Source organism: Pseudoduganella aquatica, from assembly GCF_020865585.1.
GTDB classification, from domain to species: domain Bacteria; phylum Pseudomonadota; class Gammaproteobacteria; order Burkholderiales; family Burkholderiaceae_D; genus Rugamonas; species Rugamonas aquatica_A.
This window is the reverse complement of the sequence record NZ_CP086370.1, coordinates 2,113,661-2,130,694: the sequence shown is the minus strand read 5'-3', so window position 1 is coordinate 2,130,694 and position 17,034 is coordinate 2,113,661. Positions and strand designations below refer to the sequence as shown.

11 protein-coding genes and 1 riboswitch are annotated in these 17,034 nt (G+C 67.8%); of the genes, 9 read left to right on the top strand and 2 right to left on the bottom strand.

Annotated elements, in window-relative coordinates:
- Positions 1-64: 64 nt before the first annotated feature.
- Positions 65-318, bottom strand: a riboswitch (cobalamin riboswitch).
- Positions 319-379: 61 nt separating this feature from the next.
- The 3 genes from KT882_RS09370 (at position 380) to KT882_RS09360 (ending at position 4,324) form a co-directional block, all read left to right on the top strand.
- Entirely contained in the window at positions 380-2,584 is a 2,205-nt protein-coding gene (locus KT882_RS09370) for a M1 family metallopeptidase (protein ID WP_161071759.1), read from the top strand.
- Positions 2,581-3,438: a hypothetical protein gene (locus KT882_RS09365; RefSeq protein ID WP_228895464.1), complete on the top strand. Its 858-nt coding sequence runs from the start codon at positions 2,581-2,583 to the stop codon at positions 3,436-3,438. The genes KT882_RS09370 and KT882_RS09365 overlap by 4 nt, the downstream gene beginning before the upstream one ends.
- Positions 3,439-3,517: 79 nt before the next feature.
- On the top strand, positions 3,518-4,324 hold the full coding sequence (locus KT882_RS09360) for a DODA-type extradiol aromatic ring-opening family dioxygenase (RefSeq protein ID WP_161071757.1): 807 nt from the start codon (positions 3,518-3,520) through the stop codon (positions 4,322-4,324).
- Positions 4,325-4,348: 24 nt separating this feature from the next.
- Here the strand turns inward: KT882_RS09360 and ylqF are convergent, their stop codons facing one another.
- Positions 4,349-5,299, bottom strand: coding sequence for a ribosome biogenesis GTPase YlqF (gene ylqF / locus KT882_RS09355; protein ID WP_161071756.1), 951 nt, complete (start codon positions 5,297-5,299; stop codon positions 4,349-4,351).
- A 148-nt stretch (positions 5,300-5,447) separates the two neighbouring features.
- Between ylqF and KT882_RS09350 the strand changes: the two genes are divergently transcribed.
- Together KT882_RS09350 and KT882_RS09345 are read left to right on the top strand one after the other, a co-directional pair.
- Positions 5,448-7,430, top strand: coding sequence for an OPT family oligopeptide transporter (locus KT882_RS09350; protein ID WP_161071755.1), 1,983 nt, complete (start codon positions 5,448-5,450; stop codon positions 7,428-7,430).
- A 97-nt stretch (positions 7,431-7,527) separates the two neighbouring features.
- Positions 7,528-10,530, top strand: coding sequence for a hybrid sensor histidine kinase/response regulator (locus KT882_RS09345; RefSeq protein WP_228895461.1), 3,003 nt, complete (start codon positions 7,528-7,530; stop codon positions 10,528-10,530).
- Positions 10,531-10,546: 16 nt separating this feature from the next.
- Here the strand turns inward: KT882_RS09345 and KT882_RS09340 are convergent, their stop codons facing one another.
- Positions 10,547-11,473, bottom strand: a complete 927-nt coding sequence (locus KT882_RS09340) for a histone deacetylase family protein (RefSeq protein ID WP_228895459.1) — start codon at positions 11,471-11,473, stop codon at positions 10,547-10,549.
- A gap of 94 nt (positions 11,474-11,567) precedes the next feature.
- Between KT882_RS09340 and KT882_RS09335 the strand changes: the two genes are divergently transcribed.
- From KT882_RS09335 to mltB, 4 genes are read left to right on the top strand one after another with little or no spacing between them, the layout of a single operon-like run.
- Positions 11,568-12,488, top strand: coding sequence for an AAA family ATPase (locus tag KT882_RS09335; protein ID WP_161071752.1), 921 nt, complete (start codon positions 11,568-11,570; stop codon positions 12,486-12,488).
- 18 nt (positions 12,489-12,506) lie between these two features.
- Positions 12,507-13,529: a DUF58 domain-containing protein gene (locus KT882_RS09330; protein ID WP_407682045.1), complete on the top strand. Its 1,023-nt coding sequence runs from the start codon at positions 12,507-12,509 to the stop codon at positions 13,527-13,529.
- A 49-nt stretch (positions 13,530-13,578) separates the two neighbouring features.
- On the top strand, positions 13,579-15,621 hold the full coding sequence (locus tag KT882_RS09325) for a transglutaminase TgpA family protein (protein WP_228895454.1): 2,043 nt from the start codon (positions 13,579-13,581) through the stop codon (positions 15,619-15,621).
- Positions 15,618-16,754, top strand: coding sequence for a lytic murein transglycosylase B (gene mltB / locus KT882_RS09320; RefSeq protein ID WP_161071750.1), 1,137 nt, complete (start codon positions 15,618-15,620; stop codon positions 16,752-16,754). Before KT882_RS09325 ends, mltB begins: the two co-directional genes overlap by 4 nt.
- Positions 16,755-17,034 lie beyond the last annotated feature (280 nt).

Sequence of the window (17,034 nt, the reverse complement as noted above, 5' to 3'; positions counted from 1 at the left end):
GTACTTTTATGCGTAGTGAGCATCCGCCTGCGTCCCCGCAGGCCGGATTCAACGAAAGGCTTTCGGCGCTTTCACCTGTTTGGCCGGTATCCGGGCTGGCAAGACGGGACGGGATCACCTTCCGGCGCGGGACTGGCCTGCGCAGTGGTTGTCGATCCAGCCTGCCGCGCATGCATTGCAGAAGCGCGGCGCTTGCGTACCGTTGCGGGGGCAGCACACCTTGGCCGCCGCGCTGCCAAAAAGCGCCGGCTGCCTTGTGTTTCCCGTTTAACTGCGTCCAAGGGCATGGACGCGGGCACCAAAACGCCGCCATTATACTCCCGGCCCCGTATGGATGATTTTGTTGGCAAATAATTACGTGCTTCGTTATAGTGGCGCCATGAACGCACACTCCTACCGCAAGCCAGCCATCGTCCTTGCCGCCCTCGCCGCCGCCACGCTGGCCGTGCTGGCGCTGGCGCAAGTCCAGGTCATCGCCATCCCCGAGCCGTACACGGACACCGGCATCCCCTTCGCCCCCGCGCAGGCAGGCGCCGTGGCCGCGCCCAGCGCGCCGGACGCCTGGGGCGGCCCGCGCACCGGCAGCGAACCCACCCTGTCCGACCGCGTGGTGGACTACAAGATAGCCGCCACGCTGGACCCGGACAAGCACACCGTGGACGGCAAGCAGCAGCTCACCTGGCGCAACCGCAGCGCGCATCCGGTGCGTACGGTCTACCTGCACCTCTACCTGAACGCCTTCGAGCATGCGGGCACCACCTTCTTCACCGAGCACCGCGCCAGCGGCGGCGGCATGTTCAGCCGCGATCCCAGAGAAGGCGAATGGGGCCACATCAACCTGCGCAGCGTGACGCAAGGCGGCGCCAAGGTGGAACAGTCCTTCGTGCAGCCGGACGGCGGCCCGGCCAGCGACCGCACCGTGGTGCGGCTGGACCTGCCGCAGCCGGTGCAGGCCGGCGCCTCCACCACGCTCGATATCGACTTCCACAGCCAGCTGCCACGGCTGCTCGCGCGCAGCGGGTACTTCGGCAGCTTCCACCTGGTGGCGCAATGGTTCCCCAAGATAGGCGTGCTGGAACTGGCGGGAGAACGCGGCGCCACCAGGCCGCGCTGGAATGTGCACGAATACCACGCCGAGTCAGAGTTCTACGCGGACTTCGGCAGCTACGACGTCAAACTCACCGTGCCCAAGGACTACACGGTGGGCGCCACCGGCGAGCTGCAAGGCGCGCCGGTGGAAAAGAACGGCATGCTCACGCACCACTACGTCCAGGGCGACGTGCACGATTTCGCCTGGACAGCGGACAAGCGCTACGCAGCGCCGCTGATGGGCAGCTGGAGCGGCGCGGGCAGTCCGCCGGTCAGCATCAAGGTGCTCTACATGCCGGAGTTCGCGGCCAGCGCCGCGCCATCGCTGAAAGCCGCGCAGGACGCGCTCACCTACTACTCCAAAACGCTGGGCCCCTATCCCTACAAGACGCTGACCGTGGTGCTGCCTCCGCATAACGCAAGCGAGGCGGCGGGCATGGAGTATCCGACCTTCTACACCGCCGACAGCTACGCCACGGTGGATCCGAAATCGCGCCAGGAATTCGAGCTGGACCTGGTCAACATCCACGAATTCGGACACGGCTACTTCTACGGCATCCTCGCCTCCAATGAATTCGAGGAACCGATGCTGGACGAAGGCCTGAACGAATACTGGAATATGCGCATGGCGCGCGAACGCGGGCAGCTGCTGCATCCGGCGCCGCGCTGGCTGCGCGCCATCGGCGTGTCGCCCGGCTTTGACGGCTTCCACTTTGAACTGGGCGGCGCGGTGCGCGAGAACCCGGCCGACCCCGCCGGCCAGAACGCGTACACGCGCCTGCAAGGCATAGGCCCGGCCTACAACCGCAGCGCCACCATCTTCCACGACCTGGAAGCGCAGCTGGGCAAGCAGGCCACCGAGCAGGCCTTCAAGGAATACTACCAGCGCTGGCGCTTCCGCCACCCCAGCACCGCCGACCTGCGCGAAACGCTGGCCCAGGCCAGCGGCCAGCGCGCGCTGGTGGAGCGCGTGTTCGCGCAGCAGGTCTACCGCACCGGCAAGGTGGACGACCGCGTGCAGTCCATCAGCAGCGAAGAAGTGCTGCCGCAGCCGGGCAGCGGCATCGTCAACGGCAAGCGCGTGGAGCTGACGCAGGACCAGGTGGACAAGCAGATCGACGATGCGCGCGAAAAATGGGAGAAAGCCCATCCCGACGCCAAGCACGGCGCAGGCCCCTACCCCTACCGCACCGAAGTGGTGGTGCGCCGGCGCGGCGAGGCCGTACCGCAAACGCTGCTGGTGCGCTTTGCCGACGGCAGCAGCGAAACCGTCAAATGGGACCCGCAGAACGGCGAACGCTGGGAGCGATTCGTGTGGCAGAAGCCGGTGAAAGCCGTGTCGGCCGAACTCGACCCCGAGCGCAAGCACCTGCTCGACACCAATAAACTCGACGACAGCCGCACCGTCAAGGCCGACGGCAGCGCCGCGCGCCGCTGGACCTTCGACCTGGCCGCGCTCGCGCAAGCCATCCTGACACTGATTGCAACCATATGAAACTGACCGACACCTGCGTGCGCGCCGCCCGCGCAGCCCTGCAATGGCGCCTGCTGGCGCTGTGGACCATCGCCCTGCTGCTGCCCACGCTGGCGCTTGCGCTGCCGTTCTGGATGCAGTTCGGCGCCGCCTTCAACCACTCCGTGCACGCGGCCGAACTGGCGCAGCGGCTGGACCTGTCCAATATCGCCGACCTGATGGGCGAGATGACGCGCAATCCGGCCGCGATCCAGCTGGGCGCAGGCACCGCGCTGGTGCTCACGCTGCTGCTGTCGCCGCTGCTCACCGGCGCGGTCGCCACCGCCGCCCGCTACGACGGCAAGCCGGCCCTGCGCCACATGTTTGCAGGCGCGGTCGCCGAATACCCGCGCATGTTCCGGATGATGCTGTGGGCCTTGGTGCCGCTGGGCGCCGCCATCGGCATCGCCAGCGGGCTGCAAAGCCTGGCCGGCAGCGGCGCAGACAACGCCATCACCCCGAGCGAAGGCCAATACCTGCGCGGCGCCGCCGGCATCCTCACCGCACTGCTGATCGCGCTGGCGCTGGCCACGCTGGACGCCGGCCGCGCCGTGCTGGCGTCCGACCGGCGCCGCCGCTCGGCCGTCGCCGCCTGGTGGCACGGCCTGCGCCTGCTCGCGCGCAGTCCCGGCGCCACGCTGGGCAGCTACGCGGCGATCAGCCTGCTGGGGCTGGCCGTGGCCGCCGTGCTGGGCCTGGGCCGCGTCCACCTGCCCACCGCCGGTACCATCGGCCTGCTGGCGGCCCTGCTGCTGACCCAGGCCATCGCCGTCATCCTGGCCTGGATGCGCAGCGCGCGGCTGTTCGCGCTCATCGGGATTATTAACAAATCCTGAACGATCCATCCATAAAAACACGATTGATGAACAAGGAGTGCGGGACTATAGTAAGTGCATCGAAAACCAGGAGCACTCCATGTCCAGCACTGCACTCCCCACCTACTTCCTGTCCCACGGCGGCGGCCCATGGCCGTGGATGCTCGCCCACTACGGCAACCGCTACGACGCGCTGAAAGCGTCGCTGGAAGACATCCCGCGCCAGCTTGGCAGCGCCAAGCCCAAGGCCGTGCTGGTGGTGACGGCGCACTGGGAGGCGAGCGAGCTGCGCATTTCGGCCAGCCCCAAGCCGCCCATGATTTACGACTACGGCGGCTTCCCCGACTACACCTACGACATCCAGTACAGCGCGCCCGGCTCGCCGGAAGTGGCCGAACGCGTGCAGCAGCTGCTGAACGGCGCCGGCATCGCCGCCCACCTCGACCCGCTGCGCGGCTTCGACCACGGCACCTTCTCGGCCATGCAGCCCATCTACCCGGCGGCCGACGTGCCCATCGTGCAACTGTCGCTGAAACAAGGGCTGGACCCGGCCGAGCACATCGCCATCGGCCGCGCCCTGGCGCCGCTGCGGGAGGAAGGCGTGCTGATCATCGGCAGCGGCCTGAGCTACCATAACCTGCGCCAGTTCGGCGCGGCGGGCGCGGAAGCCTCGCACCAGTTCGACGCCTGGCTGCGCGCATCGATGGCGCTGGCGCCGGCCGAGCGCGAAGCCCGGCTGCTGGCCTGGGAAAGCGCGCCTGCGGCACGGGCGGCGCACCCGCGCGAAGAGCACCTGCTCCCGCTAATGGTAGCCCACGGCGCCGCCACGGCCGACGGCGCCGCCAACGTCTACCACGAAGACAGCTTTATGGGCGCCCTCGCCGTCTCCAGCTTCCGCTTCGGCTAAAAAGCACCAACACCCCAAAAGGGGTCAGGTGCCGCGCTTGCCCTTCATGCGCTCGGCTTCCTTGGCGGCAGCTTTGGCGGCGGCCAGTTCGGCTTTGATGCGCTGCTCTTCGGCGAAGGCGGCCAGGGCGGCGGCGCGGGTGGCGGGGGTCTCCAGGGAGATGCGGCCCAGCACGCCGCTGCGGTAGTCCTGCAGGAAGATGTGGGCCGCTTTTTCGTAGTCGTAGTCGCCGCCCTTGAGGCGGTAGCCGCGCTTGGCGGCGATGCCTTCGACCACGGCAATGGCGTCCATGCTCTCTATGTCCTTGTAGCCGTAGCGCGTGGCCAGCAGCTCGGGGTAGCGGCGCAGCATTTCGCCGGCCAGGAATTCGGCCACTTCTTCTTCGATCAGCGCATTCGAGCCGATGGCGTGGCTGGCGGCCAGCATCAAGCCGTCGCTCGGCATGGCGATCTTGGGCCACAGCATGCCGGGCGTGTCCACCAGCACGGTGTTTTTATCCAGGTAGAGCTTCTGCTGCACCTTGGTCACGGCCGGCTCGTCGCCCACCTTGGCCACGCGCTTTTTCAGCAGCGCGTTCATCAGCGTCGATTTGCCGACGTTGGGGATGCCCATGATCATGATGCGCAGCGGCTTGGTCGGCACGCCGCGGTGCGGCGCCAGCGCCTTGGCCAGGTCCGGAATGCGCGCCACGTCGCCCGGCTTCTTGGTGGTCATGGCGTAGGCGGTCACGCCTTCCTGGCCGTTGTAGTATTCCACCCACGCGGCGGTGGCGGCCGGGTCGGCCAGGTCGATCTTGTTGAGGATCTTCAGGCAGGGCCGCTGGCGGAACAGGCGCAGCTCTTCCACCATGGGGTTGCAGCTGGCTTCGGGCAGGCGCGCATCGACCACCTCGATCACCAGATCGGTGTTCTCCATCTGCTCGGCCGCCTTCTTCTTGGCGGCATTCATATGCCCCGGATACCATTGAATTGCCATGTCTTGCCTTCTGCTGCGTGCGTGTAATCCGCTATTTTACCTGCTCCGGCCTTTGCCGCCTCCATTGCAGTATCCGTTTGCCCGCAGGTCGGCTATCATGAGGCACAAATTTTTTCCTTTTTACAAACATTCCAGGGAGTCGTGCAAGATGACTAAAGCTTCCCCATCCACGCCAGGCGAAATCACCGTCCGCGGCGTGATCCTGGGTATCCTGATCACGCTGGTGTTCACGGCGGCGCAGGTCTATCTGGGCCTCAAAGTGGGCCTGACCTTCGCCACCTCGATTCCGGCGGCGGTGATTTCGATGGCGCTGCTGAGCGCCTTCAAGACCGCGACGATTCAAGAAAACAACATTGTGCAGACCATCGCCTCGGCCGCCGGCACGCTGGCCTCGGTGATCTTCGTGCTGCCGGGCCTGCTGATGATAGGCTGGTGGGCCAATGTGCCCTTCTGGCCGACCTTCGGCGCCTGCGCCATCGGCGGCGTGCTGGGCGTGATGTACACGGTGCCGCTGCGCCGCGCGCTGGTGTCGACCTCGGACCTGCCCTACCCGGAAGGCGTGGCCGCCGCCGAAGTGCTGAAGGTGGGCACCTCGTCGCGCGCCGGCGCCGCTGAAGGCAAGGCCGGCCTGATGGCCGTGATCCTGGGCAGCGTGGCCTCCGCGCTGTACGCGGCCGGCGCGGCCGTGAAGGTGATGGCCGGCGAAATGGCGGTCTATTTCCGCACCGGCAACGGCGCCACCGGCCTGGGCGCTTCCAGCTCGCTGGCCCTGATCGGCGCGGGCCACCTGATGGGCATCACCGTCGGCATCGCCATGCTGGCCGGCCTGGCCATCGCCTGGGGCATCCTGGTTCCCATCCTGACCGCGGCCCAGCCCATGGCGGACGCCTCGGCGGCCGACTGGGCGCTGAAAGTCTGGAAAACCGATGTGCGCATGATAGGCGCGGGCGCCATCGGCGCCGCCGCCATCGTGACCCTGGCCGGCCTCGCCAAGCCCGTCATCGGCGGCCTGAAGTCGGCCATGGCCGCGTCGCGCCACGCCAAGCAGAACGGCGGCGTGCTGCCGCGCACCGAGCAGGATATGCCTATCTTTATCGTCGGCCTGGTGACGCTGATCGCCATGGTGCCGGCCGGCTGGCTGCTGGCTTCCTTCCTGCAAGGCGGCGTGCTGCAAAGCGTGGCGCCGGCGCTGATCGCTGTCGGCGTGGGCTACATCCTGGTGGCCGGCATTTTCGCCGCCGCCGTCTGCGGCTACATGGCTGGCCTGATCGGCTCCTCGAATTCCCCGGTTTCCGGCATCGCCATCCTGACCGTGCTGGGCGCCGCCCTGTCGGTGGGCGCGGTGGGCAAGCACATCATGGGTCCGGAAGTGGCGCATGCGCTGATCGCCTTTGCGCTGTTCGTCACCACCGTGGTGCTGGCCGTGGCCGTGATCGGCAACGACAACCTGCAGGATCTGAAAACCGGCCAGCTGGTCGACGCCACGCCTTGGAAGCAGCAGGTTGCGCTGCTGATCGGCGTGTTCGCCGGTTCCTGCGTGGTGCCGCCGGTGCTGGAGCTGCTGAACCGCGCCAACGGCTTTGCCGGCGCGCCCAATCTGCAGGCCATCTCCTCGCAGCCGCTGGCCGCGCCGCAGGCGACGCTGATCTCCACGCTGGCCAAGGGCGTTATCGGTGGCAATCTGCCGTGGCACCTGATCGGCTGGGGCGCCGCCCTGGGCCTGGGCCTGGTGGTGCTCAACTTCGTGCTGAAAAAAGCGTCGGGCAACAAGTACAGCCTGCCGCCGCTGGGCGTGGGCCTGGCGATCTACCTGCCGAGCGCCGTGACCGCGCCGGTGGTGGTGGGCGCCGTCGCCGGCTACCTGTTCGAACGCGCCGTGCACCACCAGAGCTGGGGTGAAGTGGCCAAGCGCCTGGGCGTGCTGATCATGTCCGGCTTCATCGTCGGCGAGAGCCTGTTCAACGTGGCGCTGGCCGGCCTGATCGTGCTGTCCGGCGAAGGCGAGCCGCTGGCCATCGCCAACTCGCTGAGCGAACACGCCACCATGGTGGTGTCGCTGGTGGTGGGCGCCGCCGTGGTGTCCGCCCTGTACCGCTGGTCCAGCACCAGCGCCAAGCGCGTCGGCGCCTAAGCACAGGCGGCCCCGCGCCGCCTTCCGTGTGTCGTATATATGCGTAGGGCGGGTTAGCAGCGCAGCTGCGTAACCCGCCATGTGTTAATGTAAGCACATGAGATTCGAGACACTGCGGCGATTGCGCAAGCTATTTACTGTGCTGGTAGTGGCAGTGGCGGCGGCATTCCTGATCGTCACTGGTTTCGTACTCCACACCCTGCACGAAAGCCGCCAGCGCTACTTCGCCAATGCGGAAGAAACCTCCCGCAATCTCGCCATTACACTGGAACATTTCCTGCGCGGCCACTTCTACGAAGTGGACCTGGCCATGCGCCGCGCCGGGCAGGAATTCCGCGCCATGCACGCCGAGCACCGCTTCAGCGACGCCGCCTTCAGCGCCTATCTGCGCTCGCTCAAGGAACGCATTCCCCACGCGCGCTCGGTGCGCGGCTCGGACAACGAGGGCCGGGTGATCTACGGCGAGGACATCGACCTGTCCAAGATCCAGAACCTGAGCATCCGCGAGTTCTACCCGCGCGCACAGAAGGAGCGCGAACTGGTGTTCGGCGTGCCGGTCAAGTCGCGCATCACGGGCGACTGGGTACTGCCGCTGGTCTACGCACTCACCTACGAGGACGGCCGCTTCGGCGGCACGGCCTATGTGAACATGACCACCAGCACCATCACCGACGTGCTGAAGTCCCTCAACGTGGGGGCGAATGGCGTAATCACCCTGGTGGACAAAGACCGCCGCATGCTGCACCGCTACCCGGAGGTGGCCGAAGTGCCGCTGGGTTCCCAGGTCATGCTGTCGGCGCCCACGCTGGCGGTGCTGAACAGCCAGCGCCAGCACGCCACCTACACCACCACCAGCGTGCGCGACGGCCTGCAGCGCGTGGTCAGCATCGAACGCATCGGCCAGTATCCGGTGTTCGTGCTGGTGGGCCTGTCCAGCGACGACTTCCTGGCGCCGTGGCGCAAGGAGGCCGTCAACGACGCCATGTTCCTGGCGCTGCTGTTCATCATGGCGGCCGGCTCCCTGCTGGGCGGGCGCTATGCATTGCGCCAGCAGGCCCGCACGGTGGACAAGCTGACCGAGGCCAAGGACCAGGCGCTGGAAGCGGGCCGCGCCAAGTCGGACTTCGTGGCGAACATGAGCCACGAAATCCGCACACCGATGAACGCGGTGCTGGGCATGCTGCAGCTGCTGCAGCAAACGCAGCTCGACGGCCGCCAGCGCGACTACGCAGCCAAGGCGGAATCGGCGGCGCGCGCCCTGCTTGGCCTGCTCAACGACATCCTCGATTTCTCCAAGGTGGAAGCGGGCAAGCTGGCGCTGGACCTGCATCCATTCAGCCTGGACCGGCTGCTGCGCGACCTGTCCGTGATCCTGTCCGCCTACGTGGGCGGCAAGCCGGTTGAGGTGCTGTTCGAGGTTGATCCCGCGCTGCCGCCCTGGCTGCTGGGCGACTCGCTGCGCCTGCAGCAGATCCTGCTGAACCTGACCGGCAACGCCATCAAGTTCACCGAGCAGGGCGAGGTGGTGCTGTCGGTGCGGCCGGTGCAGGGGCCGGACGGCGCGCGCATCGCCTTCGCCATCCGCGACACCGGCATCGGCATCTCGCCCGAGCAGCGCAGCCATATCTTCGACGGCTTCTCCCAGGGCGAGGCCTCCACCGCGCGCCGCTTCGGCGGCTCCGGCCTGGGGCTGGCGATCTCGCAGCGCCTGGCCCGCATGATGGGCGGGACGCTGGATGTGGCCAGCACGCCGGGCCAGGGCAGCACCTTCAGCTTCGAGCTGGCGCTGCCGCAGGCGGAGCCGCCGCCGCAGCAAGGCCATCCCGCGCAGCTGCACGCCCTGGATTGCCTGGTGGTGGACGACAACCCCAGCGCGCGCCAGGTGCTGGCGGCCATGGCGGCGTCCTTCGGCTGGCGCGTTGACACGGCCGACAATGGCCTGGACGCGATCCGGCTGGCGATGGAACGCAGCGCGGGCCACCCTTACGACGTGCTGCTGGTGGACTGGCGCATGCCGCTGCTGGACGGCTGGGAAACCAGCGTGCGCCTGCGCGAGCTGCTGCCCGCCGCCGCCACGCCCTTGATCATCATGGTCACCGCATATGACCGCGAGCAGCTGGCGCAGAAGCAGGCGCAGGAGCCTGCCCGGGCCGCGCCGGTGCTGGACGGGGTGCTGGTCAAGCCGGTCACGGCGTCGATGCTGTTCAACGCGGTGGCCGACGCGCGCTCCGGCCAGCGCCCCGCCCTGCTGGACCAGCCGCCGCAGTCGCGGCGCTTGCTGAACCGGGTGAGCATCCTGCTGGTGGAGGACAATCCGACCAACCAGCAAGTGGCGCGCGAGCTGCTGAGCCACGAGGGCGCGCTGGTGGAGGTGGCCGCCTGCGGGCAGGACGCCATCTCCGCCGTGCGGCGCGAGGGGCCGCTGCCGGACGTGGTGCTGATGGATATCCAGATGCCGGACATGGACGGCTACGAGGCCACGCGCGCCATCCTTGCCGAACTGGGCGAGCGCGCGCCGCCCATTATCGCCATGACGGCCAACGCCATGCAGTCGGACCGGGATCTGGCGCTGGCGGCGGGCATGGTGGACCACGTGGGCAAGCCCTTCGACCTGCAGCAGCTGATCGGGGTCATCCTGTCCCACGCGGGACCTCGGCGCGAACAGGCTGCGGCCGGCGTGACGGCGGCAATCGGCGCAGCGGCAGCCGGCCCGGCTAGCGCAGCGGCAATCGGCGCGGCGGCGCGCACCGAACCGCCGGCGCGGCTGGACTCGGCCGGCGCCATCAAGCGCATGGGCGGCCTGGTGCCGGTCTACCAGATCGCCCTGCGCAGCTTCAATGCGGAAGCCGCGCTGATTGCGGCGGAGCTGCGCGCGGCACTCGATACGGAAGGCTGCGCAGGCGCCGCGTCCGCGCTGCATACGCTCAAAGGACTGGCCGGCACCATAGGCGCCAACGAACTCAGCCAGCTGGCGGCGCAGGCGGAACAAGCGCTGCGCAAGGAAGCCGGGCCGGCGGCGTGCCGGGCCACGGTCCAGGCGGTGCTGGCGGCCATCCCCAATATAGTCGAACAGGTGGACCTGAAGCTGGCGCCGCGTTAAGACGTGCCAGAGCGGCCTACAGCTCCGCCAGCGCCTTCACGTGGGCCACTACGCTGCGGCCCAGCGCCGACAGGTTGTAGCCGCCCTCCAGGCAGCTCACGATACGGCCTTGCGCGTACTCCTTGGCCACGGCCATCACCTGCTGCGTCATCCAGGCGTAGTCCGCCTCCACCAGGCCCATGCCGCCGATGTCGTCCTCGCGGTGCGCGTCGAAACCGGCCGAGATGAAGATCATCTCCGGCTTGAAGGCGTGCAGCGCGGGCAGCCACTTGTCCAGCACCAGCTGGCGCACCACGTCGCCCTTGGAATGCGCCGGGACCGGCACGTTCACCCGGTTCGGCGTTTCCGCCGCCACCGCGCTGTAGGGATAGAAGGGATGCTGGAAGAAGCTCACCATCAGCGCGCGCGGCTCGTCCATCAGCGCCTCCTCGGTGCCGTTGCCGTGGTGGACGTCGAAATCCACGATGGCCACGCGCTGCAGGCCGCGCACGTCCAGCGCGTGCTTGGCCGCGATGGCGATGTTGTTGAACATGCAGAAGCCCATGGGCTCGGTCGGCCGCGCGTGGTGGCCGGGCGGGCGGATGGCGCAAAAGGCGTTGCCGATTTCGCCGTCGATCACCGCGTCCGTGGCCGCCACGGCGGCGCCGGCGGCGCGCAGGGCCGCCTGCCAGCTATGGGCGTTGAGCGAGGTGTCGCCGTCGATGGGGTAGTAGTCGCCCGCCTCCGGCACGTTGTCGCGCACAATGCCGATGGCGTTGCGGCTATGGTTGCGCTCTATGTCGGACAGCGCCGCCAGCGGCGCCTCGCGGTGCTCCAGCAGGTCGTCAATGTGAGAATTGATGAGCTGGTCGGCAATCGCTTGCAGCCGGGCGGGCGATTCTGGATGCCACTCGCCCATCTCGTGGCGCAGGCAGTCGGGGTGGCTGTAAATTGCTGTACTCATGTCTCGTGTCTCTACCGCAGCGATCGGGGTGGTTCCCATGCGGGTTCTCGCATAGAATCAGGTTGTAATCTACCACGGGATAATAACAGGAACCATGTATACCAAACTGCATGCGGTAGCGCGCCAGGTGGGCCAGGTCATCGTCGGCAAGGACCAGCAAGTGCGCCTGGCGCTCACTTGCATGCTGGCCGGCGGCCATTTATTGGTGGAGGACGTGCCGGGCGTGGGCAAGACTACGCTGGCGCACGCGCTGGCCATTTCGCTGGGCCTCAATTTCAACCGCATCCAGTTCACCAGCGACCTGCTGCCGGCCGACGTCTCCGGCATTTCCATCTACGAGCGCGAAAAGAACGGCTTCGCCTTCCATCCCGGCCCCATCTTCACGCAGGTGCTGCTGGCCGACGAGATCAACCGCGCCACGCCCAAGACCCAGTCCGGGCTGCTGGAAGCGATGGAGGAACGCCAGGTTTCGGCCGACGGCGTCACGCGCCCGTTGCCCGAGCCTTTCTTCGTGATCGCCACCCAGAACCCGCTGCACCAGGTTGGCACCTTCCCGCTGCCGGAGTCGCAGCTGGACCGCTTCCTGATGTGCCTCTCGCTGGGCTATCCCGACCCGGCCGCCGAACGCGCCCTGCTGCTGGGCGACGACCGGCGCGCCATGCTCAAGTCGCTGCCGCCGGCCATGAGTTCGGCCGAATTGCTGGAGGCGCAGCGCAGCCTGCGCCGCATCCACGTCTCGCCCGCGCTGGCCACTTATGTGCAGGCGCTGGCCCAGGCCTCGCGCCAGAACGGCGCCTTCGCCGAGGGCCTGAGTCCGCGCGCGGCGCTGGCGCTGCTGCAGGCGGCGCGCGCCTGGGCCGCGCTGGAGGGGCGCGACCACGTGCTGCCGGAGGACGTGCAGGCGGTGCTGGTGCCGGTCTGCGCGCACCGGCTGCGGCCACTGAAAGCGGCGCACGGCGTGGCCCTGGCCAGCCGCGACCTGGTGCTGCAGTTGCAGGCATCGGTGCCGGTGTAAGCCCGCTCCATGCAAACCATGCAGGACGCCGGCGCACCCCGGCCACTATCCCCTCCGCCCCCCGGCCGGCTGCGGGCGTGGCTGAACAGCTGGCTGTTCCAGCTGCGCGGGCCGGAACCGGGCGAGGTGCTGCTAGTGATGCGGCGCGTCTTCATCGTCCCCACGCGGCCCGGCATGGCGTTCACGGGACTGCTGCTGATCATGCTGATCGGCTCCATCAATTACACGCTGGGCCTGGGCTTTGCGCTGACCTTCTTCACCGGCGCCTGCGCCGTGGCGGACATGGTCATGACGGCCCGTAACCTGGCCATGCTGCGCCTGGCGCCTGGCCGCGCGCAGCCGGTGTTCTCCGGGCAGGAGGCGCAGTTCGAACTGCAAGTCCACAACGGCACGGCGCGCAGCCGCTACGGCGTGTGGCTGGGCTTCCAGCACGACGGCGAACCGCGCCAGGCGCTCGACGTGCCGGCCGGCGGCAGCGCGGCGCTGGTGCTGGCGGCGCCCACCGAGGGGCGCGGCTGGCTGGCGGCGCCGCGCGTGCGACTGGTGACGCGTTTTCCGCTCGGCCTGTTCCGCGCCTGGGCTTACTGGGAGCCGGACCTGCGCGTGCTGGTCTATCCCGCGCCGGAAAACAACGCGCCGCCGCTGCCGGTGAGCGGCGCGGCCAGCGAGGACGGGCACGGCCAGGTGGGGCTGGATAATTTCGCCGGCATCCGCAGCTACCAGCCGGGCGACCCCATGCGCCACCTGGCCTGGCGCCAGATCGCGCGGCACGACCCGGCGCTGGGCGGACAGCTCAGCACCAAGCATTTCGAGGGCGGCGCGGTGGCCGAGATGGTGCTCGACTTCGCGCTGCTGCCCTACACCCTGGATCTGGAGCTGCGGCTGTCGCGCATGGCGCGCTGGGTGCTGGAGGCCGAGCAGCGCGCCCTGCCCTACGGCTTCCGCCTGGGCCACCACGACCTGCCGCCCGCCTTGGGCGACGCCCACCGGAGCGCCTGCCTGCGAGCGCTGGCCTTGTACGGCCAGGAGGCCTACGCGTGAGCGCCCCGGCCAAGCGCGGTCCTGCGCCGCAGCGCACCGGGAGCGCCGCGTGAGCGCGCACGGCGCCGCATCGGCGGGACCGCTGGCACGCTGGGCGCAGCGGCTCACGCGCGACAAGGCCGACACGCTGTTGCTGCTGGCCGCCGCCCTGCTGGTGCTGGCGCCGCACTTCGGCCATCTGCCCCCGTGGACCAGCGCCGTCATCTGCTGCGTGCTGCTGTGGCGCGGCGCCATCACGCTGCGGGGGCGCCGCATGCCGCCGCTGTGGCTGCTGCTGCCGGTGTCGCTGCTGGCCATGGGCGGCGTCTACCTGTCCTTCCGCACCCTGCTGGGCCGCGACGCGGGCGTGGCCATGCTGGCCCTGCTGCTGGCCTTCAAGCTGCTGGAAATGCATGCCAGGCGCGACCTGTTCGTGGTCATCTTCCTCAGCTTCTTCCTGCTGCTGACCAATTTCTTCTACTCCCAGTCCATCTTCACCGGCCTGTGCATGGTGGCCACCATCATCGTGCTGCTGGCCACGCTGATGACCTTCCAGTACACCGGCGCCGTGCCGCCGCTGCGCCAGCGCCTGCTGGTGGCGGGAAAAATCTTCCTGGCCGCCGCGCCGCTGGCCGTGGTGCTGTTCTTCGCCTTCCCGCGCATCCAGGGACCACTGTGGGGCCTGCCCGGCGACGCCCGCAGCGCCCGCAGCGGCATTTCGGACACCATGTCGCCCGGCAGCATGACCGGCCTGGCGCTGTCGGACGAGGTGGCTTACCGGGTGCGCTTCTTCGGCCCGCTGCCGCCGCAGAACCAGCTCTACTGGCGCGGCATTGTGCTGAGCAACTACGACGGCAGCACCTGGACCCGCACCGAACGCCCCCGCTACCGCGCCGGCGAAAGCAACTCGCGCGCCTCCGTGCTGGGCGAGCCGCTGCGCCATGAAGTGACCATGGAGCCCACCGGCAAGCGCTGGCTGTTCGCGCTGGAGCTGACCAATCCCAACCTGCCCATGCCCGGCCTGGGCGCCGGCCTGAGCGACGAGTTCGAGTTCATCAGCCGCGAGCCCGTGCACCAGCGGCTGCGCTACCAGGCCAGCGCCTACCTGTCCTACCGCCTGCAGCCCAGCCTGGACGGCGCGCAGCTGGCCCGCGCGCTGCGCCTGCCGGACGGCTACAACCCGCGCACCCTGGCGTTGGCGGCCACGCTGCGCCAGCCCGGCGGCCCCGCGGACTCGGCCCAGGCCGTGCTGCGCATGTTCCGCACCCAGCAGTTCAGCTACACGCTGGAGCCGCCGCTGCTGGGCCGCAACGCGGTGGACGATTTCCTGTTCGGCAGCAAGGCCGGCTTCTGCGAGCACTACGCCGGCGCCTTCGTGGTGCTGATGCGCGCCATGGGCGTGCCGGCGCGCGTGGTCACCGGCTACCAGGGCGGCGAACTGAACCCCGTGGACGGCTACCTCACCGTGCGCCAGTCCGACGCCCACGCCTGGGCCGAAATCTGGGCCGAGGGCCAAGGCTGGCTGCGGGTCGATCCCACCTCCGCCGTCGCGCCCGAGCGCATCAACCAGGGCCTGGGCCGCGCGCTGCCGCAGCAAGCGCCGTTCGGCCTGACCGGCCTGGACGGCCTGATGAATTTCGCCAATGACAGCAATTCGTGGCTGGCGAAACTCAGATTCCGCGCACTGGCGGTGAATAATGCGTGGAATCAATGGGTCCTGGATTACAATCCAGATAGGCAGAGCAGTTTCCTTGCGGAACTATCCGGCGCCTTCGGCAACTGGCGCAGCGGCGCGGCGCTGGCGGCGTCCGCCCTGCTGGCGCTGGCGATGCTGCAGCTGCGCAAACGGCGCGCCCTGGTCCCGCCGGATCCGGTGGACGCGGTGTACGCGGCGTTCTGCCGCATAATGGCCCGGCGCGGCATGGCGCGCGCGCCGCACGAAGGACCGCACAGCTACGCCCGCCGCCTGCAGGCGATGGCGGGGCAGGAAGATAAGAAAGAGGCCATGCTGGCCTTTCTGGAATTGTATGGCGCGCTCAAGTATGCAGCGCCTGCTGATGAGATAACGGCGCCCGCCAAAAGGCTGGCCATTTTGCTGAAACGAATTCAATGAAACTGTCTTTGCACACCAACACGCTCTCCTCCGCCCTGCTGGCATTGGCACTGGCCGGTACCGCGCCGGCGCCAGCCGCCGCCGCCACGCCCGCCGCGCACAGCAAAGCGAAGGCCAAGAAAGCCAAGCCCGCCAAGGCCGTCCCGGCCAAGAAAACCGACTACGAAGGCGAATTCGTCAATTTCGGCCAGTGGAAGGAAGTGGGCCAGTTCCTCGACGAAATGGCCGCCAAGCACGGCTTCGACCGCAAGGAACTGGAAGCGACCATGATGCAGGTGCGCTACGTGGACTCGGCCGTGCAGCTGATGAAGCCGGCCCCTCCCGGCAAGCCGAAGAACTGGCAGGCCTACAGCAAGCTGTTCATCGAGCCGGTGCGCATCAACGGCGGCGTGAAATTCTGGAACGAGAACCGCGAGGCGCTGGCGCGCGCCGAGGCGCTGTACGGCGTGCCGGCGGAAATCATCGTCGGCATCATCGGCGTGGAAACCGTGTACGGCAGCAACACCGGCCGCTTCCGCGTCATGGACGCGCTCACCACGCTGGCCTTCGCCTACCCGCTGGCGCCCGCGCGCGAGGCGCGCATGGCCTTCTTCAAGGGAGAACTGGAAAGCACGCTGCTGTACGCGCGCCAGGCCGGCATCGATCCCTTCTCGCTGCTGGGTTCCTACGCCGGCGCTGTGGGCCTGCCGCAGTTTATGCCAAGCAACATTATGAAATACGCGGTGGATTTCGACGGCAACGGCCGGGTGGACCTGCGCAACTCGCCCACCGACGCCATCGGCAGCGTGGCCGCCTTCCTGGTGGCGCACGGCTGGCGCCGCGACGACCCGGGTCCGCTGGTGTATGCCGCCACCGTCTCGCCCAGCCGCCAGTGGGAACGCTTTATCAACCAGGGCCTGGAAGCAAAATTCCGCCCGCAGGACTTGATGTCCGCCGGCGTCGTCACCACTTCCACCTTGCCGGAAGGAATGAATTTCGGTCTGGTGGATTTGCAGAACGGCTCCGAGCCGACTGAGTTCTGGCTGGGCAGCAATAATTTCTTCTCGATTACGCAATACAATCGCAGCTACTTCTACGCCATGTCGGTGCTGGAGCTGGGACGCGCCATCAAATTATCGCGCCGCGACTTGTAAGGAAGCGTAAAGCCACTTGAAATCTTGCCTCGTGGCAGCTATTGTATAATTGATAGTTGGAAACACGACAGGAATCATATCGTGCGGCAATGCTGAGCGATTTTGCCCTATACTCAACTTTGTGCAAAAGACAAAGAATGGTGCGGGATCTGCAGAGGCATGGTAGCACACGCAGCTGGCGGCAATTCTCACACATTGTTGCGGACGGACAACGATATCTACGTGCAACAGTTATTTTTTATTGCTCGTAAGTATTACATTGCGTGATGTTGTACAATTG